The organism is Bradyrhizobium sp. Ses1, assembly GCF_059512365.1.
In genome coordinates, this window is record NZ_JCAMOQ010000039.1 from 1 (window position 1) to 24,669 (window position 24,669).

A 24,669-nucleotide genomic window follows, 5' to 3' on the forward strand; every position below is an offset into this window, starting at 1 on the left:
ACCTCACACCCTTAGGAGGGTTCCGACCCTCTTCACCCGACGGCGAATCCCCAACCGATTTACGTCGGCTGTTGAGTCACTCATCAAAGTGAGGAGCATCAAGGGCGCGAAAGCTTGCCTTGGCCACCGGGCCAATGCAGCGCCGCGCTCAGTGGCCGCCTTATAGGCCGGCCCAATCCGGCTTGTCAACGGCCATTGTCAACAAATCGTCGCATCAGGTGCAGATTCTTCTGATGCGCAGAATTGCTCGATTTTTCGGGACTTTACGCCGTACTTGAGCCACAATCCTGCGACGTTCTGACGATTAGTTATGCAAAATGAATCGCCGGATGCCAGTGGGGGCTGCCGGTGGTTTCTCTACCAAGGGACTGACGATTTCGATGAATCCGTCGCCAGTTCCACGCGGCCGAGCAACATCGAGAGATTTACACATCGTTGGCATTCGAGATTGTGGTTGGCCATCGGCCTTCGATAATTCACGAATGTTGCTGTATGTGACGCGCCGTACTGCCGGATCGCCCCGCTAGGGCGAATGCGGGCGCAAGGGAGTGCGGAAGTCTCGTCGTATGCTGATGGAACTTGGGGGGACACGGGTTTGAGCCAACGGGCGTCACGCGGGAGCGGCTTTGGACGCGAGACCGGGATGATCGATCTCGGTCACGAGCCGCCGCTGTCGGTTGACGGCTCGGAGGCTGCGGTGATCGACCGCCGCCGTGTTTCCGTACAGTGGTTCAGCGGCACGATCCTCACGGGCCTGTGCGGCGCGGCCTTGATCGGCGGCGCCGTTTTTGCGTCCCTCGACGGCGAGATGACCTTTGCCAAGCTCCCGGAGCGGGTCGAGGGCGCGCTGCGCGGTGCCATCAGCGCCAATGACCGTGCCGCCACCCTGCACAAGAGCGACCGCCTGCCGCCGCCGTCGGAATCAAGCGCCTCGCGCAACGTGGTGCGGGTATCGACGGTGACCCGCGTCGGCAACCGCGACGTGATGCGGGTGCGGCCGTATGTTCGCATCTCCGGCAACCTGTCGATGACGACAAGCGATCTTTCGGCCAAGATCCCGCCGTTCAACGCCCAGCGCATGCTGACCGATGTCGGCACCAATCAGACCGCGGCGGCGGACGATCCGAACAACCCCGAGGCTGTGGAGCCCGACGCCGAGGTCTCATTCGTCACCAAGGATCTGGGGCAGGTGCTACCGAAGGCGAAGATCGCCGCGGGGGTGGCGCTCGACGAGATCCTGATGCGGGTGCGTGACGCGGCCAACTGGCGCGGCAATAACGGCGGCGTCCGCTATACGCTGGCCAATGCCACCGCCGATGTCGGCGGCGCGCAGCCCGACCTCAAGCTCGCCTATGCCACAGAGGGCAACGTTTCCGATCCCTATGCCGGCTTTGAAACCCGCGTGGTGCCGGAAAACGTCACGCTGCTGCCGAAGACCAAGGAGCAGGTCACCGGCGGCAACCCGACCGGGGAGCGGGTGCATATCGTCAAGAAGGGCGACACCGTCACCTCGGTGCTGCGCGACATGGGCGCGACAGCCGACGAGGCCAAGGCGATCGCGGCCATGCTCGGCGCCCGCGGCCGCGATGGCGGCCTGAAGGAAGGCCAGAAGCTGCGCATCCTGATGGCGCCGGCAAATCCGGCCCCGGGAGCGCGGCTGCAGCCCTATCGCGTGATCGTCGCCAACGACGCCCAGGTCGAAGCGGTCGCAGCACTCTCGGACATCGGCAAATATGTCGCCGTCGACGTGCAGAGCTTGAACACCGTGTCCGACACCGCCGACAACAGCGACGATGACGACGAGGATGATGGCAGCGGCGTACGGCTCTATCAGAGCATCTACGAAACCGCGCTGCGCAACAAGGTGCCGCAGAACGTCATCGAGGACATGGTCCGCATCTATTCCTATGACGTCGACTTCCAGCGCAAGGTGCAGCCCGGCGATAGCTTCGACGTCTTCTACGCCGGCGAGGACGAAGGCGTAACGAGCAGCGAAAAGACCGAGGTGCTGTACGCCGCGCTCACGGTCGGCGGCGAGACCAAGAAATACTATCGGTTCCAGACGCCGGACGATTCGGTGGTCGACTACTACGATGAGACCGGCAAGAGCGCGAAGAAGTTCCTGGTGCGCAAGCCCGTCAACAACGCGATCATGCGCTCCGGCTTCGGCGGCCGCCGCCATCCGATCCTCGGCTACGTCAAGATGCACACCGGCGTCGACTGGGCGGCCCCTTACGGCACCCCGATCTTCGCGTCGGGCAACGGCGTGGTCGAAAAGGTCGGCTGGGAGGGCGGCTACGGCAAGTATGTCCGCGTCAAGCACAACAATGGCTATGAGACCGCCTACGGCCACATGTCCGCCTTCGCCAAGGGCATGGAAGCCGGCAAGCGCGTCCGCCAGGGCCAGGTCATCGGCTTTATCGGGTCGACCGGTATGTCGACCGGCGCCCACGTCCATTACGAGATCCTGGTCAACGGCCGTTTCGTCGACCCGATGCGCGTGAAGCTGCCGCGCGGGCGCTCGCTCGAGGGCTCGATGCTGGCAGGTTTCGAGAAGGAGCGCGACCGGATCGATGCCCAGATGAGCAGCCGCGGCAGCTCCCGCATCGTCTCCGACGCCACCGGCTCGACCGGTTCGCGCCCCGTCAGCAACCGCTGATCTCCCCCGTCAAATCAAGCAAATTTGCCGCGGCGGCCGTGGAACCGGGAGGGCATCAGCTCGGTTTCAGGGATGCACGAAACCTCCAACGGAGGGTGTCATGGAGAATTGGACGAACGCGAAATTGTGCGACGTCGCAAACCTGATCCTCGGCGCGATCCTGTTGCTGTCGCCGTGGCTGTTCGGCTTCACCGCCGGAACCGTCTCCACCAACGCCTACATCACCGGCATCGTCATCGCGGTCCTTGCAATCGCGGCGCTGGCGGCGTTCGCGGTGTGGGAGGAGTGGCTGAACCTGATCGTCGGATTGTGGGCCCTGGTGTCGCCCTGGGTATTGGGCTTCCACGGCACCACCGCGATGACGGTCCATGTGGTGATCGGCGCGGCGGTGGCGATCCTGGCTGCAATCGAGCTCTGGATGATGTCGCAGCACCCGCCACGGCTGACCACGGGCCGCTGATCGAGGGCTGTCTTACTCTGGTCCCTGCCCGCCATGACGGCGGGTGGAGGCCTTGTTTCGCGTAGAGGGTACCGGACATGAGGCACATCACACGCGATGACGTCGTCAAGGCGGTCGGCCAGATCGACGATGTCACCATCGCCAAGATCATCGCGACGGGCGCCACCGTCGACGAGTTGGCGGAGGCGCAGGCTTGGCTCGCCAATGACGAGCCGCTGATGAACGCCGGCAAACCGCTTGCGACCGGCCGCGCCCGCGAGCTCGTGGACATCCTTTCCGAACTCGAGCCGAGCGACGAGGACTATGTCGGCCCGGCAGTGACGCAGGAATAGCCTCCCCCAAACTCGAAGCCCTCTCCGCCGGGCCGCGGAGAGGGCTTCGATCGTTTCATGATTTAGTTCAGCTTGCGCTTCGCTACCGGCGCGTCGAACTGAGCGACCTCTGCGGTCTGCTGCGCCTTGCCGTTGAAGGTCAGCACGTTGCCCTCGGCCGAGATCTTGACCTGGTCGCCGTCCTTGACGTCGCCAGCCAGGATCATCTCGGCCAGCGGATCCTGCAGGTTGCGCTGGATCACCCGCTTCAGCGGGCGGGCGCCGTAGGCCGGATCCCAGCCCTTGGCGGCCAGCCAGTCGCGCGCCGCCGCGTCCAGCGTTAGCGTGATCTTGCGATCCTCCAGGAGCTTCTGCAGCCGCGCGAACTGGATCTCGACGATCCGGCCCATCTCGCTCTTCTGCAGCCGATGGAACAGGATGATCTCGTCGACACGGTTGAGGAATTCGGGGCGGAAATGCGCCCGCACCGTCGCCATCACCTGCTCGCGCACCGCGCCCGTATCCTCGCCTTCCGGCTGGTTCACCAGGAACTCCGAACCGAGGTTCGAGGTCATGATGATCAGCGTGTTGCGGAAATCGACTGTGCGGCCCTGACCATCGGTCAGACGCCCGTCGTCGAGCACCTGCAGCAGCACGTTGAAGACATCAGGATGCGCTTTCTCGATTTCGTCGAACAGCACCACCTGGTAGGGCCGCCGTCGCACCGCCTCGGTCAGCGCGCCGCCCTCGTCATAGCCGACATAGCCCGGAGGCGCACCGATCAGGCGCGAGACCGAGTGCTTCTCCATGTATTCGGACATGTCGAGGCGGACCATCGCGGTCTCGTCGTTGAAGAGGTACTCAGCCAGCGCCTTGGTCAGCTCGGTCTTGCCGACGCCGGTGGGCCCTAGGAACATGAACGAGCCCATCGGCCGGTTCGGGTCCTGCAGGCCGGCGCGCGAGCGGCGGACGGCGGTCGCGACCGCACGCACCGCCTCGGCCTGGCCGACCACGCGCTTGCCGAGCGCATCCTCCATCTTCAGGAGCTTCTCTTTCTCGCCTTCCAGCATCCGGTCGACGGGAACGCCGGTCCAGCGGGAGACCACCTGCGCGATGTGGTTGGCGGTGACCGCCTCCTCCATCGTCGCGCCCTGGTTTTCGCTGGCCTCGATATCGGCGAGCTGCTTCTCCAGCGCCGGGATCTTGCCATAGGCAAGCTCGCCTGCACGCTGGAATTCACCGCGGCGCTGGGCGTTGGCCAATTCGACGCGCAGCGCGTCGAGTTCGGCCTTCAGCTTCTGGGCGTTGGAAAGCTTGTTCTTCTCCGCGCTCCAGCGCGCCGTCAGCGCTGCCGATTTCTCCTCGAGATCGACGAGTTCCTTCTCCAGCGCCTGCAGCCGGCTCTTCGAGCCCAGATCGCTTTCCTTCTTCAGCGCCTCCTGCTCGATCTTGAGGCGGATGATCTCGCGGTCCAGCGTATCAAGCTCTTCCGGCTTGGAATCGACCTGCATCTTCAGCCGCGCCGCCGCCTCGTCCATCAGGTCGATGGCCTTATCGGGCAGGAAGCGGTCGGTGATGTAGCGGTTGGACAGGGTCGCGGCCGCCACCAGCGCAGAATCGGCGATCCGCACGCCGTGGTGCTGCTCGTACTTGTCCTTCAACCCGCGCAGGATCGAGATGGTGTCCTCGACCGTCGGCTCGCTGACAAAGATCGGCTGGAAACGCCGAGCCAGCGCGGCATCCTTCTCGACATGCTTCTGGTACTCATCGAGCGTGGTCGCGCCGATGCAGTGCAGCTCGCCGCGGGCCAGCGCCGGCTTCAACAGGTTGGACGCGTCCATCGCGCCATCGGCCTTGCCGGCGCCGATCAGCGTGTGCATCTCATCGATGAAGAGGATGAAGGTTCCCTCAGCCGAGGTGACCTCCTGCAGCACGGCCTTCAGCCGCTCCTCGAACTCGCCGCGGTACTTTGCACCCGCGATCAGCGCGCCGAGGTCGAGCGACAAGAGCCGCTTGTCCTTCAGGCTCTCCGGTACGTCGCCGTTGACGATGCGCAGCGCCAGGCCCTCGACGATGGCGGTCTTGCCGACGCCGGGCTCGCCGATCAGGACGGGGTTGTTCTTGGTGCGGCGGGACAGCACCTGGATGGTGCGACGGATCTCCTCGTCCCGGCCGATCACCGGATCGAGCTTGCCGTCGCGCGCGGCCTGGGTCAGGTCGCGGGCATATTTCTTCAGCGCGTCATAGGCGTTCTCGGCGGTGGCGCTATCGGCCGTGCGGCCCTTGCGCAGCGACTCGATCGCCGCGTTCAGGTTCTGCGGGGTGACGCCGCCCTTGCTCAGGATCGAGCCGGCCTCGCTGTTCTTCTCGAGCGCAAGCCCGAGCAGCAGACGCTCGACGGTGACGAAGCTGTCGCCGGCCTTCTCCGCCGCCTTTTCGGCCGCATCGAATGCCCGCGCCAATTCGGGTGAAAGGTAGACCTGCCCCGCGCCGCTGCCCGACACTTTCGGCAGCTTGTTAAGCGCATCCTCGGTTGCCTTGAGGATGGCGCGGGAATTGCCGCCGGCGCGATCGATCAGACCGCCGGCAAGGCCTTCGCTGTCGTCCAGCAGCACTTTCAACAGATGCAGCGGCGAGAACTGCTGGTGCCCCTCGCGCACCGCAAGCGACTGCGCCGACTGGATGAAGCCGCGCGCCCGCTCGGTGTATTTTTCGATATTCATAACTTTGCTTTCCCTCGGCCTGCCTCCCCAGCCCCGCAGGCACTGTGAAGGCATCTTCATTGGGTTTCCGCCCGGCTGTGTTGACGTCGGTCAACCTGCCGGCGGTCGTCGCCCTCATTTCAGGCTTGACGCAAATGTGGGCATTTGGCTTCCGAAACGGAAGAGCTTTCCGCAATGATTTCGTAAGGTTGTATGGCCCGATCGATGAAAATCTCCTAAAAGGCCTGATGTCCTCCGCTTCATCCCCAGAGATCGCCGGCATCTACCGTTATCCCGTCAAAGGCCTGACGCCCGAGGCGCTGCCGCGGGCCGAGCTCAAGGCTGGCCAGACGCTGCTGTCCGATCGCCGCTACGCCATCGAGAACGGACCGAGCGGCTTCGATCCCGCCGAGCCCAAATGGCTGCCGAAGCCGCATTTCCTGATGCTGCAGCGGGACGATTGGCTGGTGCCGCTCCGTGCCGAATTCGACGACGGCAGCCACGTCCTGACCCTGCGCCGGAACGGCGAGATGGTGGCTCAGGGCGACCTCGAAACGGCCGCCGGGCGCGCCGCGATCGAGCAGTATTTCGCACTCCACCATGCCGGCCAGATCAAGGGACCGCCAAAGGTCCTGACCAGCCCCAGTCACAGCTTCTCCGACGTCGCCCGCAAGGTGGTCTCGATCATCAACCTCAATAGCCTGCGCGCGATCGAGGAGATGGTCGGGCAATCCGTGCATCCGCTGCGCTTCCGCGCCAACCTCTATGTCGAGGGCTGGCCGGCCTGGCACGAATTCGAGCTGCTCGACCAGACGATCGCGATCGGCAGCGCACGGGCCAAGGTGGTCAAGCGCATCACCCGCTGCGCCGCGGTCAATGTCGATCCCGACACCGGCGTGCGCGACCTCACCATCCCGCACACCCTGATGCAGCGCCTCGGCCACAACGAATGCGGCGTCTATGCCGAGGTGGTCGCGGATGGCGCGGTGGCGGTCGGGGACGCGATCGCAGCGGAGCAGCCGGAGCTGTTGTAGCAAAAGCGAACCCCCTCGCGACGGAGCAAGCCGCGCGAATGAGGGGTTTCGCTCCGCTCTACCCACCCTACGATTCCGATTCAGTTTCAAACAGCCTCTCCGCTGTCATCGTCCGGCTTGACCGGACGATCCAGTATTCCAGAGACGGCGGTGCTTGAGCCGAGAGGCCGCCGGATACTGGATGCCCGCCTTTGCGGGCATGACCGTGGAGCGTGAGGAGACGATGTGCGTTCGCGTTCTCGCGGCGCGTTGCGTCCGAGTTTTGCGTCTCGTTCCACCCTCCTCGAGATCAGAGGGCGCAGGGAAAGCCGGGTGCCGGTTGCACCCGTGGGTCCCGTGCAACAAAAAGCACGGGGGTAGGACCACAGGTTCAACCGAAGCATTCCGGCTTTCCCTGCGCGATGGTGTTACGGTTTCCTTCGCGCTCTCCCCGGTGACCGGGCTTTCTTGCCACCGTCGCCCTTAGGGATGTTTCCATCCCGCAAGGACTTAGCGCCAGCGTCGGGGCGCCAGGACCACACGACTTCGCCGTCCGCGTTACCTGCGCTCGTCAGTCGCACGCATCGCGTCCACCGCATCTCACCGCAACGTTCGTGACGATCGCGAGCCGCCCCTCATTCGGATGAGACGCGCGGAGTTAAATCACTGATTTGCCCGACGGCGGAAGCGGAATGTTTTTCGCGCGAGGGCTGGACGGCGCAAATCAGGTTGGAATTGCTCACGAATTTTCCTCCACTGTCATTCCGGGGCGCGCCTCTTGGCGCGAGCCCGGAATCCATTGCGCCACATGCGCGAGCGGACAGATGGATTCCGGGCTCGATGCTTCGCATCGCCCCGGAATGACGGATGGAGAGAGAACGAAGAACGATCAGCTTAGGTGACGCAGCGGCCGGGCTGCAGGCGCTTTGCTACTTCGGTCAGCACGCTCACCACGGGCTCGCAGGCGACCGTCATCCTGCGCTCGCCAGATTTGATCAGCGCGGGCGGCTTGGGGTGGCTGCGCGCCTCGTCCCTGACGACGGGAACGCGGATCACGACCGAGGTCTCGGCCAGGCTGTCGAGCTTCAGCGAAATGGTTTCGGTTTTGCCGGTGGCTGCCGGAACTGTCGCCCGGTCGGCCTTCGCCGTACGGTTGACGTCATGTTCCGCCTTGGTGGAGGTGATGAGGCTCTGGCCCCCGATTAGATCATGCCCGGAGGCAAATTGCACGGCGCCGAAGGTCAAAGAAACGGCGAGCGCACCTAAAATTCCCTTCAATATCTGTGACATGGCGATTCATCCCTCGCCCCATGGCGATCACGAACACAACTCGAACGAAACGCCCCCGTTCGTATGTCTGCGGATCACTTAACCGTGTTCAAAATTATTTTCGGAATCTCGGAACGTTTTTTCGCGGTCCGCGTCGTTCTGGCAGCCGGTTATTCCCCCTGCCCCATTGACCGGCGATGTAGGGCGCGACCGTGGTGATGCCGGTCGCGCTCTACTTTTTTGTCGGAGTTTTCGAGCGGTCCGACCGGCTTCCCTACCTTCGGCGGTCAGTGCCCCATGGCCCGCTCCTGGAAGCTCCGGGGCCTATTCGATTGCCAACGCGAAGTGGTGACCGTCTCACCCAAGCTGTTGCGGCCGGTGGTGATGGTGTACGTGCCATGCTTCGAAGTCGAAGTGGTCGTGGTGTATCCCAAGCTGTCCCTGCGAGTGCGGGTAACGATTTCTGTATCAGCGTGGGCGGCTCCGGCGCTAAAGACGACAAGCGCCAGCAAGACCATAATACGCATTTGATGACTCCCTAATAGAAAGCCGACCAAAGCTGCCTTTGGCCGGACCTTCCACGTGCACACCCTCTGAGAAAGAGCCGGCGACTTACTTCAGGCCGTCGTCCACCGCTACCAACTTGGTATTGAGATCGGTGCCGATGACTCGAAGGGTGCCGATGATCACGACGGCAATAAGAGCGGCAATCAGACCGTACTCGATGGCGGTCGCGCCAGACTCGTCCTTAATGAAACGGGAAACAAGGTTACGCACGGCTGGTCTCCTGGGATGGTTGTGTGGCTGAACGCATGCAACCATATGCGCGCCGGCCTAAAGGTCGGTGAATCGAAAGCCGCGAACTCTCTTAAGCAGGGTTAACCTGAAGAGATTGCATTCGAAACAAATACTCGTCACGCGCAACCGGCAAGGCGAACAGCCTCGCCCAGCACAAAGGTCACATGAAAGGCGGATGTCTCGGTGCAAAAAATCCGGCGCGCCGTGCGGCACGCCGGATCAGCCGACCTAACCAGAGTCAGTTCACGCCGAGGCGGCGCGCGGCGCACGGTTGCGCGAATTGCGCTGGAAGAACAGCGCCTGGCTCGCAACGGCCGAGACCATTGCGGGCTGGAACGGCTTTGAGATCAGGAACGCCGGCTCCGGGCGTTCGCCGGTCAGGAAGCGTTCGGGATAGGCGGTGATGAACACCACCGGCACCTCGAACACGCGCAATAGCTCATTCACCGCGTCCAGGCCCGACGAACCGTCGGCGAGCTGGATGTCGGCGAGGATCAGGCCGGGCTTCTTGTTCTTGGCGAGCGCCACCGCATCCGAATGGGTGCGGGCGACGCCGATGACATTGTGGCCGAGATTTCGCACGAGGCTTTCCAGATCCATCGCGATGAAGGTCTCGTCCTCGATGATCAGGACGTCGGTCGCGATCTCGGCGGCCATCTCACGGCCGGCGGCATCCGTGAGCTTGCGCGTCTCGCCGATATCGATGTTGAGGATGTAGGCCACCTCCTCTTCCGAGAAGCCCTCCAGCGACAGCAGGAGGAAGGCCTGCCGCGGCAGCGGCGTGATGTTGGAAAGCCGGCGCTCCGGCGGCAGCGCCAACGTCGCTACGTCGGCGTTGTCGTTGATCGAGACCGAATTCCAGATCTGGGTGAACAGCCGGAACAGGCCGGCACGCGGACCGTGCGTTTCATCTAGAAGCGCGGGGTCCTGAAGCAGGGCCTCCAGCATGGCCGCGACATAGGCGTCGCCCGACGCCTGGTTTCCGGTCAGCGCGCGGGCGTAGCGCCGCAACAATGGCAAGTGTTCGGCAACGAGCTGCGATCGGGACATTCCCACTCCATCCTTGTGTTCGAGGCAATTGCCTGAAACGCCTTATATCTCTCGGGCCGGCACATCCGGTGGGGCGACCCGCCTTCCCCTTGAGCGTTACGCCCGGACTACGCTTGAGCGCCGATAAAGTTCCACAAAAAGTTCCGGACATTCGGAACTTTCGGGCGAACTTCGAATTAGCGTACGACCGGCAGCAAACGCGGCCAAGACCGAATTTCGAGGAAACTGCTTGGAACACAGGGACTTAACCTCTCGGGGAAACGTGGATCAGATCATGAAGGAAACCAAGAAGCAGGGCGGTCTCAACGCTGAGATCCAATCGAGAATCGGCCACCAGCTTCGCGCCATGTACGATGATGTGGTGCGACAGGGCGTGCCGGACCGCTTTGCGGAGCTTATCCGCAAGCTCGATGATCCCGCGGAGGCCGCCAAGCATTTGGCAGAGACTGACGAGCAGCAAGCAGCAAAAAATGACGGGAGGGACTGATGCCTCTCACCGACCAACTTCGCGACGATATTTTGGCGTCGGTGCCAAGCCTACGCGCGTTCGCGATTTCGCTCTCCGGCAATGGTGACCGCGCCGACGATCTGGTGCAGGAGACCTTGTTGCGCGCAATCGCCAACATCGACTCGTTCCAACCCGGCTCGAACCTGCCGGCCTGGCTGTTCACCATCCTGCGCAACCTGTTCCGCTCCGACTATCGCAAGCGGCGGCGCGAGGTGGAGGACGCCGAGGGCAACTATGCCAAGACTCTGAAGACCCAGCCTGCGCAGAATGCGCATCTGGAGTTCGAGGAGTTTCGCGCCGCACTCGACAAGCTGCCGCAAGACCAGCGTGAAGCTTTGATCCTGGTCGGCGCGTCCGGCTTCTCATACGAGGACGCGGCTGCGATCTGCGGCTGCGCCGTCGGCACTATCAAGAGCCGCGTCAACCGCGCGCGATCGAAATTGAGCGCATTGCTCTATGTCGAAGGCGCGGAAGATTTCGGCCCTGATGACACCGTGCGCGCCGTGATCGGCGGCAACGGCGGCTGATGCTCGTCAACTCTTGATCGTCATGCGCGGGCTCAACCCGCGCATCCATCTCGGAAAAGAGATTTTTCTGAGGGACGATGGATTGCCGGGTCAAGCCCGGCAATGACGGCGAGAGCAATGTGTAAGGTGGGCAAAGCGAGCGTGCCCACCTTCTCTTGCACCGCCTGGGCACGCTGCGCTCCTACACGACTTACCTACGGATCTATTCCGACGGCGCGCTCCTACTTATCCCCTCACCCTGAGGAGGTCGCGTAGCGACCGTCTCGAAGGGCGAGGCCACCGGCGGGGCCTCATGGTTCGAGACGGTCGCTACGCGACCTCCTCACCATGAGGGGAAGCAGGGTCGCCACCGGCCTGCAATCAGCGCGCCGGCCTCACCGGTGCGGAAAACTTCTCCGTGCGGTCGCGCTCGTTCATGTCGATGACGGTTTCCATCGGCGCGGTGAGCTCGTAGACGTAGCTGATGTCGGTGAAGTAGCGTTTCGCCGTCCCGCCGAGCGCTTCGGGGGCGACGCGGTCGAGCAGGATCAGGCCGAAATCGGAATCGGGGCGGCGGGTGGCTTCGCTGGTGTTGAACTCCTCCCAGCGGAAATGAAAGATCGCCTCCGCATCCTTGCCGTTGACTTCCCAGTTAGCGACGATGTGCGGGTGCTTGCCGACCAGGGACAGGCCCTCGTCGGAATGCGAAGCGAGCTCGAAGAACAACAGCGACAGCGACTGCGCAGCGCGCGCGCTGACCGCGATATCGGGACCGGAGATCGCGATGCGCTCGGCATGCGGGATCGCGCGGGCCTCGAACAATCCCTTCAGCTTCACGCCCTGCCACTGGCTCTCGCTGAGCAGCGTGACCACGTTCGACATGGCGTGGATGCGGCCGATCAGGAGATCGCGCGCGGCATCGATGTCCGAGCCATGGCGCAATGTGCGCGTGACGATCGACTGGATCACGGCCAGGATGTTCTTGACCCGGTGGTTGAGCTCGTCGATCACAGCGGTCAGCCGCCGCTCGAACCCGATCCTCACCTCGATCTCGCGGCTGAGCCGAAGATTGTTGTAGGCGACATAGCCGAACAGGCCGCAGACGATGCCGGTCAGCGCGAGGCCGATCGCCGCCACGATCGCTGCGGTCTGGTTCGCCCGCGCGGCGGCGGAGGTCTTGGCGTAATAAGCGAGTGACCAATCGCGGCCGCCGAACGTCACCGTCCGGACCATCGATGGCGCCGGCCCATCCGGCCGCACCGCGCGCGAGGTGATGACGCCCTGGTCGTTGGCGACCAGCTCGTCGTTGGAATCGCGCGGGTCCTTCAGCACCACCGAGAACAGCGACATATCGTCATTCGCCAGCATCAACGGCCCGAGCTCATACGAAAATGTGACGAATCCCGCGGGCTCCGAAGCGCCCTGTTGAAACACCGGCGCGGCGAGCGCGACCCCGATCGGCCCATTCTGGCGCAACAGCGGAATCGGATCCGACGCCACCGGCTTGCCGTCCGCCATCGCCTGCGCCAGCATCGGCCCGATCACGGAATGGTGGTCAAAGCTGCGGCCCGGCAGGATGATGGTCTCCGGCGTCCGCGGCTCCAGGTCCATCATCACGTTGACGGGCTTATCGAGCGCCTTGATGTCGAGGGGCTGGTCGTCGAAGTCGCGGATGGTCGGATTGGGGAAGCCGGCCTTCTTCAGCTCCTGCTCCGCCGCCGCGAGCTCGTCGGGCCTGAGCCGCGCAATCCAGGCGGCAATCACGAAATCGGTCTTGAAGGCATAGATCGAGGAGCGCAGCGGCTGCAGCATGTCTGCCTTCACCACCGACGGCGCGCGAAACAGGCCCGAGGAGACGCGGGCGAGCAATTCGCGCTCGGTGAGCCGGTCCTGCACCAGGCTGGCGTGGACGTCGATCGCCCGCGCCAGCGCGATGCCGTCGAGCGTCAGCTCCTGCTCGTGCACGCGATAGGCCGCGAGACCGGAGAGCAGCACCCCGATCAGCGCAATGAAGGCGATAATGAAGCCCAGCCGGACCACGCTGTTACTCGGAGACTGTGGGTTGGCGGAGATGAACAGCGGACATCTGGCGTCTGCGGGGGCGACAACGATTCGATACGGGGTGAACGCCAACCGCGGCGGAATATGGAGTGGCGAGCATCGGTACGCAACGGAAGGCGGCAATTAACGTGGACGACGGCCGGCGCCGGCTCCGGCTGGCGAAAGCAGCGTCAGAGTTGGCTAATGGGAGTGGCTGGATTTTGTTCCCATTGCGGCAAGGAATATTTCGTCGCACCCGCCGTTTGCAGCTTGCGTGAAGCAGTGAGCGTAAACCGGACCGCTCGTGGACGTCGACGCAGATGTCCCGGGTTGCGCGTCGCTTCACCCGGGGCTACGAGCTCGCCGCGTTAAAATATTAACAAATCGGATATCATATTAACACACGATTCAACCCGCCTTTGCCTTGCCTTTGGCAGAGGCTTTCGGGCGCAGGCCGCCCTTGGCCTCAATGAAGGCGATGATGCGCTCAAGCCCGTCGCTCTTCTTCAGGTTGGTCATGACGAAGGGACGCTCACCGCGCATCCGCTTTGCATCGGTCTCCATCTTCTCAAGCGACGCGCCGACATAAGGAGCGAGGTCGATCTTGTTGATCACCAGCAGGTCGGAACGGGTGATGCCGGGGCCGCCCTTGGATGGGATCTTGTCGCCGGCGGCGACATCGATGACATAGATCGTGAGGTCGGCAAGCTCCGGCGAAAAGGTTGCGGCCAGGTTGTCGCCACCGGACTCGATCAGCACCAGATCGAGGCCAGGAAATTTCGCGCGCATGTCGGCGACCGCCGCCAGATTCATCGAGGCGTCCTCGCGGATCGCGGTGTGCGGACAGCCGCCGGTCTCGACACCGGCGATGCGGTCCGGCGTGAGTGAGCCCGAGCGCACCAGGAACTCGGCGTCCCATTTGGTGTAGATGTCGTTGGTGATCGCGGCGATGTCGTAACGCTCGCGCATCGATTTGCAGAGCAGGTCCATCAGCGCGGTCTTGCCGGATCCGACCGGACCACCGACGCCGACGCGAAGCGGGCCGTGAGAAGATGTCATGAGAGCCAATCCTCCTAAGCGTCGTCCCGGCGAAGGCCGGGACCCATACCGCGTGATCTCTCGATAAGGCGAGTTGACCGCCGCCCTTCACAAGAAGGAACGAGGCGCTGCCCTCTCCTCGTCATTGCGAGCGTAGCGAAGCAATCCATGCCTCAGCAAGCGGTGCGATGGATTGCTTCGCTCCGCTCGCAATGACGGCGGAACGCGGGAACGACAAATACATCATGACCGGAACAGCCTCGTATATTGCGTCTCGTGGCGCAGGCTGGCGAGATCGGCGCGGAAGGTGGCACTGCCGAGATCGTCGAGCGAAGCCCCGCCCGCACGTGTTGCGGTCGCACTGACCACCGGTTCGAGAGTGGCAAGCACGCGCTGACTGTCGGTCTGGCCGAGCGGGATCAGGCGGGCGCCGGCGGAGATCCAGTTCGAGACCACCGCATGGAAGAACGCGTGCAGCACCGGCGCAAGCGGAATGTCGTGCGCGGCGCTGACCAGGCCGACCGCGACGGGATAGACGATCGCGCCGTCGCAGGCGGCGATGAACTCGTCGAGGCCGGGCGAGGACCAGGCGGCGCGCGCCGTGTCGATGAAGGCGCGGCCCTGCGTCGTGGTCTCGAGCTGGCGCTCGCGCGAGGGCACGAAGGCGGCGGCCAGCTCGGCGATCTCGCGGAGCCTTCCAAGGTCGTGCGCCATGGTCGCCCGATGGGTCTGGGCGAGGAACACACCATCGCAGAAGCCGGAGCCGTCGCTCAGCATCGCGGCGAGCCAGCCGCGCAGTGAGGCGGTATCCTTGATGTCGCCGGCCTCGACCGCCCATTCGAGGCCGCTGGAATAGGAGAAGGCCCCGACCGGGAATGACGGCGACAGCCAGGTCATCAAACGGTAGAGCGAGGCGGCCTCGCTCTCCGTCATCCCACCCCACGCCTCGCTGCGCGGCAGCTCATTTGTGGTCATGAGCATGGGAGTGGTCGTGATGGTGGTGATGGTCGTGGTCGCAATGCTCGTCGTGGTGATCGTGATCACCGTGGTGATGGTGATCACCGTGGTGATGGTGATCACCGTGGTGATGGTGATCACCGTGGTGATGGTGATCGTGAGCACCGTGATGGTGGTGATGATCATCGTGGCCATGATCATGCGCATGGTCATGGCCGGTGTGGTGATGCGCGGCCGCGTCGCCTTCATGCGCATGGCCGGCATAGGCGCCGCCTTCGGGATCGAACGGCGCCTCGATCTCGATCACGCGTGCACCCAGCCCCTTCACCATCGCCTCGATGACGTGATCGCGCCGGATGCGCAGGCCCTTCTTCATGATCTGCGTCGGCAGATGGCGGTTGCCGAGATGCCAGGCGACGCGGATCAGATGGTGCGGGTCGGCGCCGCGGATCTCCAGAAGCGGCTCGGGCGCGGCGACCACCTCGACCAGCCGGCCGTCCTCCAGGACCAACGCGTCGCCGCCGCGCAGCGCGATCGCGTTCTCGAGATCGAGCAGGAACTCCAATCCGCGCGTGCCCGTCATCGCCATCCGACGGCGGTGGCGGTCGTCGAAATCGAGCACCACGGTGTCGGCCGCCGGCTCATTCCAGCGGTGTTGCGGCTTGACGGACGTCGCGCGGATCATATTGGCCTACTCTCTTAGCGGACTTCGACCTTCTCAGGCGTGATCACTTCGATCTTCGGCGGGGCCGAGAAGCACTTCACGGCGACGCGGCCAAAGGTCTTCATGTGATCGGCGGTGCGGTGCGGCACCAGCGCCTCGGCATTCTCCCACTGCTCGACGAACACCATCTTGGTCGGATCGGTGACGCTCTCGTGCAGATCATAGGCGATATTGCCGGGCTCCTTCCGCGTCTCCTTGATGCAGGCGGTGGCGGCCGCAATGAATTCGGCGCGCGTTTCAGGCTTAATGGTCAGTGTGGCGACGACGTAGATCACGGAATTTCCTCCCGGCTTTGGTTTCTGGGCGTATTTGCCGGAGAGGTTTTAGAACATGAAATAGCGCTGCGCCAGCGGCAGCACCTCGGCGGGCGCGCAGGTCAGAAGCTCGCCGTCGGCGCGCACCTCATAGGTCTCCGGATCGACCTCGATCCTGGGCGTGGCGTCATTGTGGATCATGCTCTTCTTGGAGATCTTGCCGCGCGTGTTCTGGACCGCATAGAGCTTCTTGCCGATACCAAGCTTGCGCGCCAGCCCGCCGGCGACCGCCGCCTTGGACGTGAAGACCACCGAGGATGCGGTGAGCGATTTTCCGTACGCCGCAAACATCGGCTGGTAATGCACCGGCTGCGGGGTCGGGATCGAGGCGTTGGGGTCGCCCATCGGCGCCGCCACGATCGAGCCGCCCTTGATGATCAGGTCCGGCTTGGCGCCGAAGAACGCCGGCGACCACAGCACGAGGTCGGCGAGCTTGCCCTTCTCGACCGAACCGATCAGCTTGGAGACGCCATGCGCGATCGCGGGGTTGATGGTGTATTTGGCGATGTAGCGCTTGACGCGGAAATTGTCGTTGTTGCCCTTCTCCTGCGGCAGCGATCCGCGCTGCTTCTTCATCTTGTCCGCGGTCTGCCAGGTGCGGATGATGACCTCGCCGAGCCGGCCCATGGCCTGCGAATCCGAGGACATCATCGAGAGCGCGCCGAGATCGTGCAGGATATCTTCCGCTGCGATCGTCTCCTTGCGGATGCGGCTTTCGGCAAAGGCGAGATCTTCGGCGATCGAGGGATCGAGGTGGTGGCACACCATCAGCATGTCCAGATGCTCGTCGATGGTGTTGCGCGTAAACGGGCGCGTCGGGTTGGTCGAGGACGGCAGCACGTTCTTCAGCCCGGCGATCTTGATGATGTCAGGCGCGTGGCCGCCGCCGGCGCCCTCGGTGTGGAAGGCATGGATAGTGCGGCCCTTGAACGCCTTCACCGTATCCTCGACGAAGCCGGATTCGTTGAGCGTGTCGGTGTGGATCATCACCTGGATATCGTGATCGTCAGCGACCGCAAGACAGTTGTCGATCGCCGCCGGCGTCGTGCCCCAGTCCTCATGCAGCTTCAGCGCGCAGGCGCCGCCCTTGATCATCTCGACCAGCGCCGCCGGCCGCGATGCGTTGCCCTTGCCGGAAATGCCGAGATTGACCGGGAAGGCGTCGAACGACTGGATCATCCGGCCCATGTGCCATGGGCCCGGCGTGCAGGTCGTCGCAAAGGTGCCGTGCGAAGGGCCGGTGCCGCCGCCCAGCATCGAGGTGACGCCGCTCATCAATGCATGCTCGATCTGCTGCGGGCAGATGAAATGGATGTGGCTGTCGAATCCCCCTGCGGTGAGGATCTTGCCCTCGCCCGCGATCACGTCGGTGCCGGGACCGATGATGATGTCCACATTGGGCTGGATGTCGGGATTGCCGGCCTTGCCGATCGCCGAAATCATGCCTTCCTTGATCGCGACGTCGGCCTTCACGATGCCCCAATGGTCGACGATCAGCGCGTTGGTGATGACGGTATCCGCCGCCCCTTGCGCGCTCGTGACCTGCGACTGCCCCATGCCGTCGCGGATCACCTTGCCGCCGCCGAACTTCACCTCCTCGCCATAGGTGGTGAAATCCTTCTCCACCTCGATGATGAGATCGGTGTCTGCGAGTCGCACACGATCGCCGGTGGTGGGCCCGAACATGTCGGCATAGACGGAACGTTTGATCTTCACGGACACTGTAAGCCCCCTACTTCACTTGCCTTCAAAACGCGCTTTTCGCGGTTTTGGCGGCTTCATCAAATTTGGCATCGAGCATCGGGTTGACGCCCCGACATCCGGCGACGACTTTTTCGGCCCATATGACATAGGCGGCGAGATCTTCGCGCTCGTCTTCGCTCAGGTTTGGCCCGATTCGGGCGCGCGTGTTGCTGATCTTGTCCGCGATCTTGATCATCTTGGCGCCGGGCGATTTGTGCGGGGCGTCCTCAATCTGCTTTTGCCGGCGCTGGGTCTTCGACAACGTCATGTCGTCGGTCACCTCGACCACGAGCGCGGCGACGCGCTCGCTAAATTTTGCCGCCAGTTCCTCGCCCGTGGCGTCGGTGTCCTCGCCCGTGTCGTGCAGCCAGCCGGCCGCCACCAGTTCGGCGTCGGCGCCATCGGTCGCTGTTGCGAGCAGGTTCGCGACCTCGGCGAGGTGGTTGATATACGGTTCATTGCCACGCCCCTTGCGGGCCATGCCCGTGTGGCGATGCGCGGCGAACTCGGCGGCTTCGGAGATGAGGCGGATTGGCTGCGGCATGGGGAAAAACTCCTTTTTGCCTCAACCGCGCCACCGCGCACTCCGTTCCTGCCTTGCGAAAGAGGGGACGGCCGGGCGACAGCGAACTTGGCGCCAAGGATCACAGCTTGCCCTTCACCTCGCCGCGGAAGCCGTGGATGACGCGTTTGCCTGCGAGGGCGACGAGCTGGACGTCGCGGGTCTGGCCCGGTTCAAAGCGGACCGCGGTGCCGGCGGCGATGTCGAGGCGCATGCCGCGGGCTTTCTTGCGGTCGAATTTGAGGACCGGGTTGGTCTCGAAGAAATGGTAGTGCGAGCCGACCTGGATCGGGCGGTCACCGGTGTTGGCGACGGTGAGCGTCACGGTCTTGCGGCCGGCATTGAGCTCGATCTCGCCGTCCTGGATGAAGAGTTCGCCGGGGATCATGTGTGCTACCTCGTATCGCTCTGCTGCGTCATGGCCGGGCTTGACCGGCAATCCACGTCTCACCGCTCAGCCCGAAGGGCGTGGATGCCCGGGTCGAGCCCGGGCATGACAACATTGATGGACTTGCGCTCCTCACCGGATCGGCTCGTGCACGGTGACGAGCTTCGTCCCGTCCGGGAACGTCGCCTCCACCTGGATGTCGTGGATCATCTCGGCAATTCCCTCCATCACCTGCGCCCGGGTCAGGACCTGCGCGCCGGCCTGCATCAGGTCGGCGACGGTGCGGCCATCGCGCGCGCCCTCGACGATGAAGTCGGTGATCAGGGCGATAGCCTCGGGATGGTTCAGCTTGACGCCGCGTTCGAGCCTGCGGCGCGCCACCATGGCGGCCACCGAGACCAGGAGCTTGTCCTTTTCGCGGGGAGACAAATTCATGCGGGCACTCTGATGGTTTTCGAATGATTAGTTGAGCCACAGCCTCGGCAGCGGGACGGCGGAGGCGCGGCCGAGCACCGTCATCATGTCGGCGCGCAGCCTCATCGCATCTTGGGCACAGAACCGCGCCATTGCAAACCCATTCCAGCAGGAGACGCCGACTTCACCACGGAAGGAATCCTGCGCCTCGCGTATACGCTCCACGACCGCCTCATCTCCGGGCACGATCAGCGCAGTGCCGATCGCGACGCCGCCATTGGCGACAGCTGATAGGGCTAGCTTTTCACCGATATTGCCGTCGAGCCGGATGGTCTCGGCAAACACCAATCTACCACCGCGGCGCATCCGCCAGCGGTCGACGAATTCGCCATGGCGCATGGTCTCGCCCATGGCCGAGCGGCCGAACACCACGATTTCGCACAGCAGCAGCGACGCGCCCTCCGAGAGGTCGATATCGATCCGCCGCGAAATCCGGGCGCGGTCGAACAGGATGGTCTCCTGCGGCAGCCAGGACAGATGCGAACCGGTCGCGGCTTTCAGCGCGATATTGAGCTGGGCGGCGGGTCCGGCCGCACGATAGACTTTCTCGGCGGCGGCTGTCGTCAGCGTCAGCCGCGCGCCCTCACCAGCAGCGATATCGATGTCAAAGCGATCACCGCCGGCAACCCCGCCAGCGGTATTGACGAACACCGCCGACAGCCCCTCGCCCTCCGGCGACGGAAAACGCACCCGCAGCGAGCCGGATTCGTGCAAGTCGCCGCGGCGGGTAACACCATCCTGCAGGTGCACACCGAACCGCACCGCGCCGCGAGCACGGTTGGCCGCAAAGGTCGCTGCATCAGCGCGTGCATTCTCGGTGTGCATCCGTCCCCCCGTTGGCCGGTTGCGTCCCTTATAGCGCCATTTGGCGGGAGATTTCAGCGGGATCGAGATTGGAGCGGTCGCAGGCATATTTCACCGCGCCACGATCCATCACCGCAAAGGAGTCGCCGAGCTCGCAGGCGAAATCGAGATATTGCTCGACCAGCACGATCGCGATGTTGCCGAGATTGCGCAAATAGGAGATGGCGCGGCCGATGTCCTTGATGATCGAGGGTTGGATGCCCTCGGTCGGCTCGTCCAAAAGCAACAGTTTCGGCCGCATCACCAGCGCGCGGCCGATCGCCAGTTGCTGTTGCTGGCCGCCGGAGAGGTCGCCGCCGCGGCGGCCGAGCATCGATTGCAGCACCGGAAACAGCGAGAACACGTCGTCCGGGATGAAACGGTTCTCGCGCTTGAGCGGACCGAAGCCGGTCTTGAGATTTTCCTCCACCGTCAGCAGCGGAAAGATCTCGCGGCCCTGCGGCACGAAACCGATGCCGCGCCGCGCGCGCTCATACGGCCTCAAACCGGTGATGTCGCTGCCGTCGAACTCGATAGAGCCCGACGCGATCGGATATTGGCCGACCATCGCGCGAAGCAGCGAGGTCTTGCCGACGCCGTTGCGCCCGAGCACGCAGGTGACCTTGCCGGGTTCGGCCGACAGCGAGACGCCGCGCAGCGCCTGCGCTGCGCCATAGAAAAGGTTGATGTTCTCGACCTTCAACATCGCTTACCTACCCAGATACACTTCGACAACCCGCTCGTTCGACGACACCTGGTCGATGCTCCCCTCCGCCAGCACCGTGCCTTCATGCAGGCAGGTCACCTTGACGCCGAGCTCGCGCACGAAGGTCATGTCGTGCTCGACCACCATGATGGTATGGTCCTTGTTGATCTCCTTGAGCAGCTCCGCGGTCTGGTGGGTCTCGACATCGGTCATTCCGGCAACGGGCTCGTCGACCAATAGCAGCTTCGGATCCTGCGCCAGCAGCATGCCGATCTCCAGCCACTGTTTCTGGCCGTGCGACAGACTGCCGGCGAGACGGTTGCGCGCGTCGGTCAAACGGATGGTCTCCAGCACTTTCTGGATGCGCTCGGTCTCGGCCCTGCTCTCGCGCCAGAACAGCGTGCCGCGCACGCTGTGGTCGACATTGAGCGCGAGCAGGAGATTGTCCTGCACGGTCTGGCTTTCGAACACCGTCGGCTTCTGGAATTTGCGACCGATACCGAGCTCGGCGATGCGGGTCTCGTCCAGCCGGGTCAGGTCGGTGACCCCGTCGAACAGCACGGTGCCTTCATCCGGCTTGGTCTTGCCGGTGATGATGTCCATCATCGTGGTCTTGCCGGCGCCGTTCGGGCCGATGATGGCGCGCATCTCGCCGGGCTCGAGCGCGAGCGAGAGGTTGTTGATGGCGTGGAAGCCGTCGAAGGAAACGTGCACGCCATCGAGATAGAGCATCGCGGACGTGGCACGGGTATCCATCACGTTCATTGCGCCTGCTCCGCCGAATTGGGTTCGCTGATGCCATCCTCGCGCGCGGCGCTTTCCACGGCCGCGACGCGCTGCGCCCTCCATGGCTCCCACCAGGAATTGAAGGTGCCAACGATGCCCTTCGGCAGCAGCAGCGTCACCAGGATGAACAGCGCGCCCAGCATGAACAGCCAGTACGGCGCGAGTGGCCCTGAGGTGAAGAACGTCTTGGCATAGTTGACGACGACGGCGCCAAGCGCAGCGCCGACCAGCGTGCCGCGGCCGCCGACCGCGACCCAGATCACCGCCTCAATTGAATTGCCCGGCGCGAATTCGCTCGGATTGATGATGCCGACCTGCGGCACATAAAGCGCGCCCGCAACGCCGGCCATGCAGGCCGACAGCGTGAACACGAACAGCTTGTAGGATTCGACGCGGTAGCCGAGGAAGCGGGTGCGGCTTTCGGCGTCACGCACTGCGATCAAGACCTTGCCGAGCTTCGAGGTCACGATCGCCCGGCAGATCAGGAAACCGATGATCAGCGCCAGGCAGCTCAGCGCGAACAAAGCGGCGCGGGTGCCGTCGGCCTGGACGTTGAAGCCCAGGATGTCCTTGAAGTCGGTCAGGCCGTTGTTGCCGCCGAAGCCGAAATCGTTGCGGAAGAAGGCAAGCAGCAGCGCATAGGTCATCGCCTGGGTGATGATCGAGAGATAGACCCCGGTGACGCGGGAGCGGAAGGCGAGCCAGCCGAAGCAGAAGGCGAGCAGGCCCGGCACCAGCAGCACCATCAGCGCCGCGAAGGGGAACATGTCGAAGCCGTACCAGTACCAGGGCAGCTTGTCCCAGTTCAGGAACACCATGAAATCAGGCAGGATCGGGTTGCCATAAACACCGCGGCTGCCGATCTGGCGCATCAGATACATGCCCATGGCGTAGCCGCCGAGCGCGAAGAAGGCGCCGTGGCCGAGCGAGAGGATGCCGCAATAGCCCCAGATCAAATCGATGGAGAGCGCGAGGATGGCGTAGCAGGCATATTTGCCCCACAGCGCGACCAGATAGGTCGGCACCTGCAGGAACGAGCCCTGCGGCAGCAACAGGTTCGACAACGGGACCAGGATGCCGACGGCCGCGACGATCAGGATGAAGGCGGTCGCGGCGCGGTCAAGCGAGCGGGTGAGGACATGCGCGCTCATGCTTCCACCGCCCGCCCTTTCAGCGCGAACAGGCCGCGCGGCCGCTTCTGGATGAACAGGATGATCAGGACCAGGATGGCGATCTTGCCGAGCACGGCGCCGGCGACCGGCTCCAGGAACTTGTTGGCGATCCCCAGCGTGAAGGCGCCGACCAGCGTGCCCCAGAGATTGCCGACGCCGCCGAACACGACGACCATGAAACTGTCGATGATGTAGCTCTGGCCGAGATTGGGGCTGACATTGTCGATCTGCGACAGCGCGACGCCGGCGATGCCGGCAATCCCCGAGCCGAGGCCGAAGGTCAGCGCGTCGACGCGGGAGGTGGCAATGCCCATCGAGGCCGCCATGCGGCGGTTCTGGGTCACCGCGCGCATCTCGAGCCCGAGCGCCGTGTAGCGCAGCATCGCGAGCAGGATCACGAACACCGCGAGCGTGAAGCAGAGGATCCAGAGCCGGTTATAGGTGATGGTGATCTGGCCAAGCTCGAACGCGCCGCTCATCCAGGAGGGGTTGCCAACCTCGCGGTTGGTCGGACCGAATACGGTGCGCACCGCCTGCTGCAGCACCAGCGACAGGCCCCATGTCGCCAGCAGCGTTTCCAGCGGACGGCCGTAGAGGAAGCGGATGATGCTGCGCTCGATCGCAACGCCGATCCCGCCCGCGACCAGGAAAGCCAGCGGCACGGCGATCAGGAGCGAATAGTCGAACAGGCCGGGATAGCGGGTGCGAATCACCTCCTGCACCACGAAGGTGGTGTAGGCGCCTATCATCACCATCTCGCCATGCGCCATGTTGATGACGCCCATCACACCGAAGGTGATGGCAAGCCCGATCGCCGCCAGCAGCAGCACCGAGCCGAGCGAGAGACCATACCAGGCGTTCTGCACCGCCGACCACATCGCCAGATTGCTCTGGATCGAGGAGATCGCGCCGGTGATGGCCTGCGCCACCAGCGGCGGCTGGTCGGAGCCCACGCTGGTGAGTAGCGCCAGCGTTTCCTGGTCGCCGCGGGCCTTGATGACCGCGACAGCGTCGAGCTTGTCGTTATCGGAGGCGTCAGACTTGAACAGGATGATCGCTGCACGGGCCTCGGTGAACGCCTGCTTGGCCGCCTTGTCGGTCTCCTTCGCAAGCGCGCCCTCCACCACGGGAAGCGCGTTCTCGTCATGGCTCTTGAAAACGGATTGCGCGGCAGCGACGCGCTTCGCCGGGTCGGGCGAGAGCAGCGTCAGGCTGCCAAGCGCGGCCTCGACCGTGCGGCGCAGGCGGTTGTTGAGACGGACGGACGCCGCATTGTCCGGCAGCTTGTCGACCACAGCGCCGGTGGCGGCATCGATGATCTTGCCGTCTGCCTGGGTGATGAAGACTTTCTTGCTCTCAGGATCGGCCGACAGCCGCTCTTCCTGGAGCGCCGAGATGATCGGGAAGGCGAGCGGATTGCCCGAGCTTGCGACCGCCTCGATCGCTTCCGCGGTATCGGAAAATTCGTCATTGGCGAACTTGGCGACCGCATCCTCGAACGGGCCCGCGAAGGCGGGCAGCGCGAAGCAGGCAATCAGCAGGACTGAAAGAACGAGCGCGCGAAAACGCTCAAGGAAATAGCCAAACACGTGACGACCCCGGCAGGAGTGGTGAGGAGAAGGCGACGAACACCGCCGCCTTCTCCA

At 63.9% G+C, this 24,669-nt stretch carries 24 protein-coding genes; 6 read left to right on the top strand and 18 right to left on the bottom strand.

Annotation, left to right across the window (positions count from 1 at the left end; genetic code table 11):
* The first annotated feature begins 643 nt into the window (after positions 1-643).
* The 3 genes from AC5ZG5_RS32175 to AC5ZG5_RS32185 all read left to right on the top strand — a co-directional run bounded on the left by AC5ZG5_RS32175 (position 644) and on the right by AC5ZG5_RS32185 (position 3,451).
* Positions 644-2,659, top strand: coding sequence for a peptidoglycan DD-metalloendopeptidase family protein (locus tag AC5ZG5_RS32175; protein ID WP_456643527.1), 2,016 nt, complete (start codon positions 644-646; stop codon positions 2,657-2,659).
* A gap of 100 nt (positions 2,660-2,759) precedes the next feature.
* Complete coding sequence (locus AC5ZG5_RS32180) at positions 2,760-3,119, top strand: SPW repeat protein (protein WP_028169119.1); 360 nt, start codon at positions 2,760-2,762, stop codon at positions 3,117-3,119.
* Between the two features lie 77 nt (positions 3,120-3,196).
* Positions 3,197-3,451 carry a hypothetical protein gene (locus AC5ZG5_RS32185; protein ID WP_456643528.1) on the top strand — a complete coding sequence of 85 codons (255 nt, stop codon included), beginning with the start codon at positions 3,197-3,199 and terminating at the stop codon, positions 3,449-3,451.
* A gap of 62 nt (positions 3,452-3,513) precedes the next feature.
* On the opposite strand, the gene clpB is transcribed toward AC5ZG5_RS32185, so the two are convergent.
* Complete coding sequence (gene clpB, locus AC5ZG5_RS32190; protein WP_456643529.1) at positions 3,514-6,153, bottom strand: ATP-dependent chaperone ClpB; 2,640 nt, start codon at positions 6,151-6,153, stop codon at positions 3,514-3,516.
* A gap of 227 nt (positions 6,154-6,380) precedes the next feature.
* Here clpB and AC5ZG5_RS32195 point away from each other — a divergent pair, with 227 nt between their 5' ends.
* Positions 6,381-7,166, top strand: coding sequence for an MOSC domain-containing protein (locus AC5ZG5_RS32195; protein WP_456643530.1), 786 nt, complete (start codon positions 6,381-6,383; stop codon positions 7,164-7,166).
* Positions 7,167-8,039: 873 nt separating this feature from the next.
* Here the strand turns inward: AC5ZG5_RS32195 and AC5ZG5_RS32200 are convergent.
* The 3 genes from AC5ZG5_RS32200 to AC5ZG5_RS32210 all read right to left on the bottom strand — a co-directional run bounded on the left by AC5ZG5_RS32200 (position 8,040) and on the right by AC5ZG5_RS32210 (position 10,262).
* On the bottom strand, positions 8,040-8,435 hold the full coding sequence (locus AC5ZG5_RS32200) for a hypothetical protein (protein ID WP_130228558.1): 396 nt from the start codon (positions 8,433-8,435) through the stop codon (positions 8,040-8,042).
* Between the two features lie 591 nt (positions 8,436-9,026).
* The gene (locus tag AC5ZG5_RS32205; RefSeq protein WP_130228560.1) at positions 9,027-9,191 is read right to left on the bottom strand and encodes a Flp family type IVb pilin; all 165 of its coding nucleotides are present in this window, start codon (positions 9,189-9,191) and stop codon (positions 9,027-9,029) included.
* Positions 9,192-9,455: 264 nt separating this feature from the next.
* Positions 9,456-10,262: a response regulator gene (locus tag AC5ZG5_RS32210; RefSeq protein ID WP_130228561.1), complete on the bottom strand. Its 807-nt coding sequence runs from the start codon at positions 10,260-10,262 to the stop codon at positions 9,456-9,458.
* Positions 10,263-10,536: 274 nt separating this feature from the next.
* On the opposite strand from AC5ZG5_RS32210, the gene AC5ZG5_RS32215 reads away from it, so the two are divergent.
* A complete protein-coding gene (locus AC5ZG5_RS32215; protein ID WP_028165127.1) occupies positions 10,537-10,749 on the top strand; it encodes a NepR family anti-sigma factor in 213 nt (70 codons plus the stop codon).
* Entirely contained in the window at positions 10,749-11,297 is a 549-nt protein-coding gene (locus tag AC5ZG5_RS32220; protein ID WP_027579243.1) for a sigma-70 family RNA polymerase sigma factor, read from the top strand. Before AC5ZG5_RS32215 ends, AC5ZG5_RS32220 begins: the two co-directional genes overlap by 1 nt.
* A 360-nt stretch (positions 11,298-11,657) precedes the next feature.
* On the opposite strand, the gene AC5ZG5_RS32225 is transcribed toward AC5ZG5_RS32220, so the two are convergent.
* The 14 genes from AC5ZG5_RS32225 to urtB all read right to left on the bottom strand — a co-directional run bounded on the left by AC5ZG5_RS32225 (position 11,658) and on the right by urtB (position 24,612).
* Positions 11,658-13,316, bottom strand: coding sequence for a CHASE domain-containing protein (locus AC5ZG5_RS32225; RefSeq protein ID WP_208824078.1), 1,659 nt, complete (start codon positions 13,314-13,316; stop codon positions 11,658-11,660).
* Positions 13,317-13,724: 408 nt separating this feature from the next.
* Positions 13,725-14,375, bottom strand: coding sequence for an urease accessory protein UreG (ureG, locus tag AC5ZG5_RS32230; protein ID WP_130228563.1), 651 nt, complete (start codon positions 14,373-14,375; stop codon positions 13,725-13,727).
* Between the two features lie 222 nt (positions 14,376-14,597).
* Complete coding sequence (locus AC5ZG5_RS32235; RefSeq protein WP_456643618.1) at positions 14,598-15,329, bottom strand: urease accessory protein UreF; 732 nt, start codon at positions 15,327-15,329, stop codon at positions 14,598-14,600.
* Positions 15,316-15,996, bottom strand: coding sequence for an urease accessory protein UreE (locus AC5ZG5_RS32240; protein ID WP_456643531.1), 681 nt, complete (start codon positions 15,994-15,996; stop codon positions 15,316-15,318). Before AC5ZG5_RS32240 ends, AC5ZG5_RS32235 begins: the two co-directional genes overlap by 14 nt.
* Positions 15,997-16,010: 14 nt before the next feature.
* On the bottom strand, positions 16,011-16,310 hold the full coding sequence (locus tag AC5ZG5_RS32245; RefSeq protein ID WP_028165122.1) for a putative quinol monooxygenase: 300 nt from the start codon (positions 16,308-16,310) through the stop codon (positions 16,011-16,013).
* A gap of 48 nt (positions 16,311-16,358) precedes the next feature.
* Entirely contained in the window at positions 16,359-18,071 is a 1,713-nt protein-coding gene (ureC, locus tag AC5ZG5_RS32250) for an urease subunit alpha (RefSeq protein WP_208824085.1), read from the bottom strand.
* 25 nt (positions 18,072-18,096) lie between these two features.
* A complete protein-coding gene (locus tag AC5ZG5_RS32255; RefSeq protein ID WP_456643532.1) occupies positions 18,097-18,636 on the bottom strand; it encodes an HD domain-containing protein in 540 nt (179 codons plus the stop codon).
* 100 nt (positions 18,637-18,736) lie between these two features.
* Positions 18,737-19,042 carry an urease subunit beta gene (locus tag AC5ZG5_RS32260; RefSeq protein ID WP_456643533.1) on the bottom strand — a complete coding sequence of 102 codons (306 nt, stop codon included), beginning with the start codon at positions 19,040-19,042 and terminating at the stop codon, positions 18,737-18,739.
* 132 nt (positions 19,043-19,174) lie between these two features.
* Positions 19,175-19,477: an urease subunit gamma gene (locus AC5ZG5_RS32265; RefSeq protein ID WP_456643534.1), complete on the bottom strand. Its 303-nt coding sequence runs from the start codon at positions 19,475-19,477 to the stop codon at positions 19,175-19,177.
* A gap of 27 nt (positions 19,478-19,504) precedes the next feature.
* The gene (locus AC5ZG5_RS32270; protein WP_456643535.1) at positions 19,505-20,341 is read right to left on the bottom strand and encodes an urease accessory protein UreD; all 837 of its coding nucleotides are present in this window, start codon (positions 20,339-20,341) and stop codon (positions 19,505-19,507) included.
* A 28-nt stretch (positions 20,342-20,369) separates the two neighbouring features.
* Positions 20,370-21,065, bottom strand: a complete 696-nt coding sequence (gene urtE, locus AC5ZG5_RS32275) for an urea ABC transporter ATP-binding subunit UrtE (RefSeq protein ID WP_028165116.1) — start codon at positions 21,063-21,065, stop codon at positions 20,370-20,372.
* A gap of 3 nt (positions 21,066-21,068) precedes the next feature.
* Positions 21,069-21,830, bottom strand: coding sequence for an urea ABC transporter ATP-binding protein UrtD (urtD, locus tag AC5ZG5_RS32280; protein ID WP_028165115.1), 762 nt, complete (start codon positions 21,828-21,830; stop codon positions 21,069-21,071).
* Entirely contained in the window at positions 21,827-23,002 is a 1,176-nt protein-coding gene (gene urtC, locus AC5ZG5_RS32285) for an urea ABC transporter permease subunit UrtC (RefSeq protein ID WP_456643536.1), read from the bottom strand. The genes urtD and urtC overlap by 4 nt, the downstream gene beginning before the upstream one ends.
* A complete protein-coding gene (urtB, locus tag AC5ZG5_RS32290) occupies positions 22,999-24,612 on the bottom strand; it encodes an urea ABC transporter permease subunit UrtB (protein WP_456643537.1) in 1,614 nt (537 codons plus the stop codon). The genes urtC and urtB overlap by 4 nt, the downstream gene beginning before the upstream one ends.
* Between the last annotated feature and the right edge of the window lie 57 nt (positions 24,613-24,669).

What these genes read in the sequence shown, in the direction of transcription:
- AC5ZG5_RS32175 (WP_456643527.1), top strand. Translation starts at nt 644, where the DNA reads ATGATCGATCTCGGTCACGAGCCGCCGCTGTCGGTTGACGGCTCGGAG.
- AC5ZG5_RS32180 (WP_028169119.1), top strand. Translation starts at nt 2,760, where the DNA reads ATGGAGAATTGGACGAACGCGAAATTGTGCGACGTCGCAAACCTGATC.
- AC5ZG5_RS32185 (WP_456643528.1), top strand. Translation starts at nt 3,197, where the DNA reads ATGAGGCACATCACACGCGATGACGTCGTCAAGGCGGTCGGCCAGATC.
- clpB (WP_456643529.1), bottom strand. Translation starts at nt 6,153, where the DNA reads ATGAATATCGAAAAATACACCGAGCGGGCGCGCGGCTTCATCCAGTCG.
- AC5ZG5_RS32195 (WP_456643530.1), top strand. Translation starts at nt 6,381, where the DNA reads ATGTCCTCCGCTTCATCCCCAGAGATCGCCGGCATCTACCGTTATCCC.
- AC5ZG5_RS32200 (WP_130228558.1), bottom strand. Translation starts at nt 8,435, where the DNA reads ATGTCACAGATATTGAAGGGAATTTTAGGTGCGCTCGCCGTTTCTTTG.
- AC5ZG5_RS32210 (WP_130228561.1), bottom strand. Translation starts at nt 10,262, where the DNA reads ATGTCCCGATCGCAGCTCGTTGCCGAACACTTGCCATTGTTGCGGCGC.
- AC5ZG5_RS32215 (WP_028165127.1), top strand. Translation starts at nt 10,537, where the DNA reads ATGAAGGAAACCAAGAAGCAGGGCGGTCTCAACGCTGAGATCCAATCG.
- AC5ZG5_RS32220 (WP_027579243.1), top strand. Translation starts at nt 10,749, where the DNA reads ATGCCTCTCACCGACCAACTTCGCGACGATATTTTGGCGTCGGTGCCA.
- ureG (WP_130228563.1), bottom strand. Translation starts at nt 14,375, where the DNA reads ATGACATCTTCTCACGGCCCGCTTCGCGTCGGCGTCGGTGGTCCGGTC.
- AC5ZG5_RS32235 (WP_456643618.1), bottom strand. Translation starts at nt 15,329, where the DNA reads ATGACCACAAATGAGCTGCCGCGCAGCGAGGCGTGGGGTGGGATGACG.
- AC5ZG5_RS32240 (WP_456643531.1), bottom strand. Translation starts at nt 15,996, where the DNA reads ATGATCCGCGCGACGTCCGTCAAGCCGCAACACCGCTGGAATGAGCCG.
- AC5ZG5_RS32255 (WP_456643532.1), bottom strand. Translation starts at nt 18,636, where the DNA reads ATGCCGCAGCCAATCCGCCTCATCTCCGAAGCCGCCGAGTTCGCCGCG.
- AC5ZG5_RS32260 (WP_456643533.1), bottom strand. Translation starts at nt 19,042, where the DNA reads ATGATCCCCGGCGAACTCTTCATCCAGGACGGCGAGATCGAGCTCAAT.
- AC5ZG5_RS32265 (WP_456643534.1), bottom strand. Translation starts at nt 19,477, where the DNA reads ATGAATTTGTCTCCCCGCGAAAAGGACAAGCTCCTGGTCTCGGTGGCC.
- AC5ZG5_RS32270 (WP_456643535.1), bottom strand. Translation starts at nt 20,341, where the DNA reads ATGCACACCGAGAATGCACGCGCTGATGCAGCGACCTTTGCGGCCAAC.
- urtE (WP_028165116.1), bottom strand. Translation starts at nt 21,065, where the DNA reads ATGTTGAAGGTCGAGAACATCAACCTTTTCTATGGCGCAGCGCAGGCG.
- urtD (WP_028165115.1), bottom strand. Translation starts at nt 21,830, where the DNA reads ATGAACGTGATGGATACCCGTGCCACGTCCGCGATGCTCTATCTCGAT.
- urtC (WP_456643536.1), bottom strand. Translation starts at nt 23,002, where the DNA reads ATGAGCGCGCATGTCCTCACCCGCTCGCTTGACCGCGCCGCGACCGCC.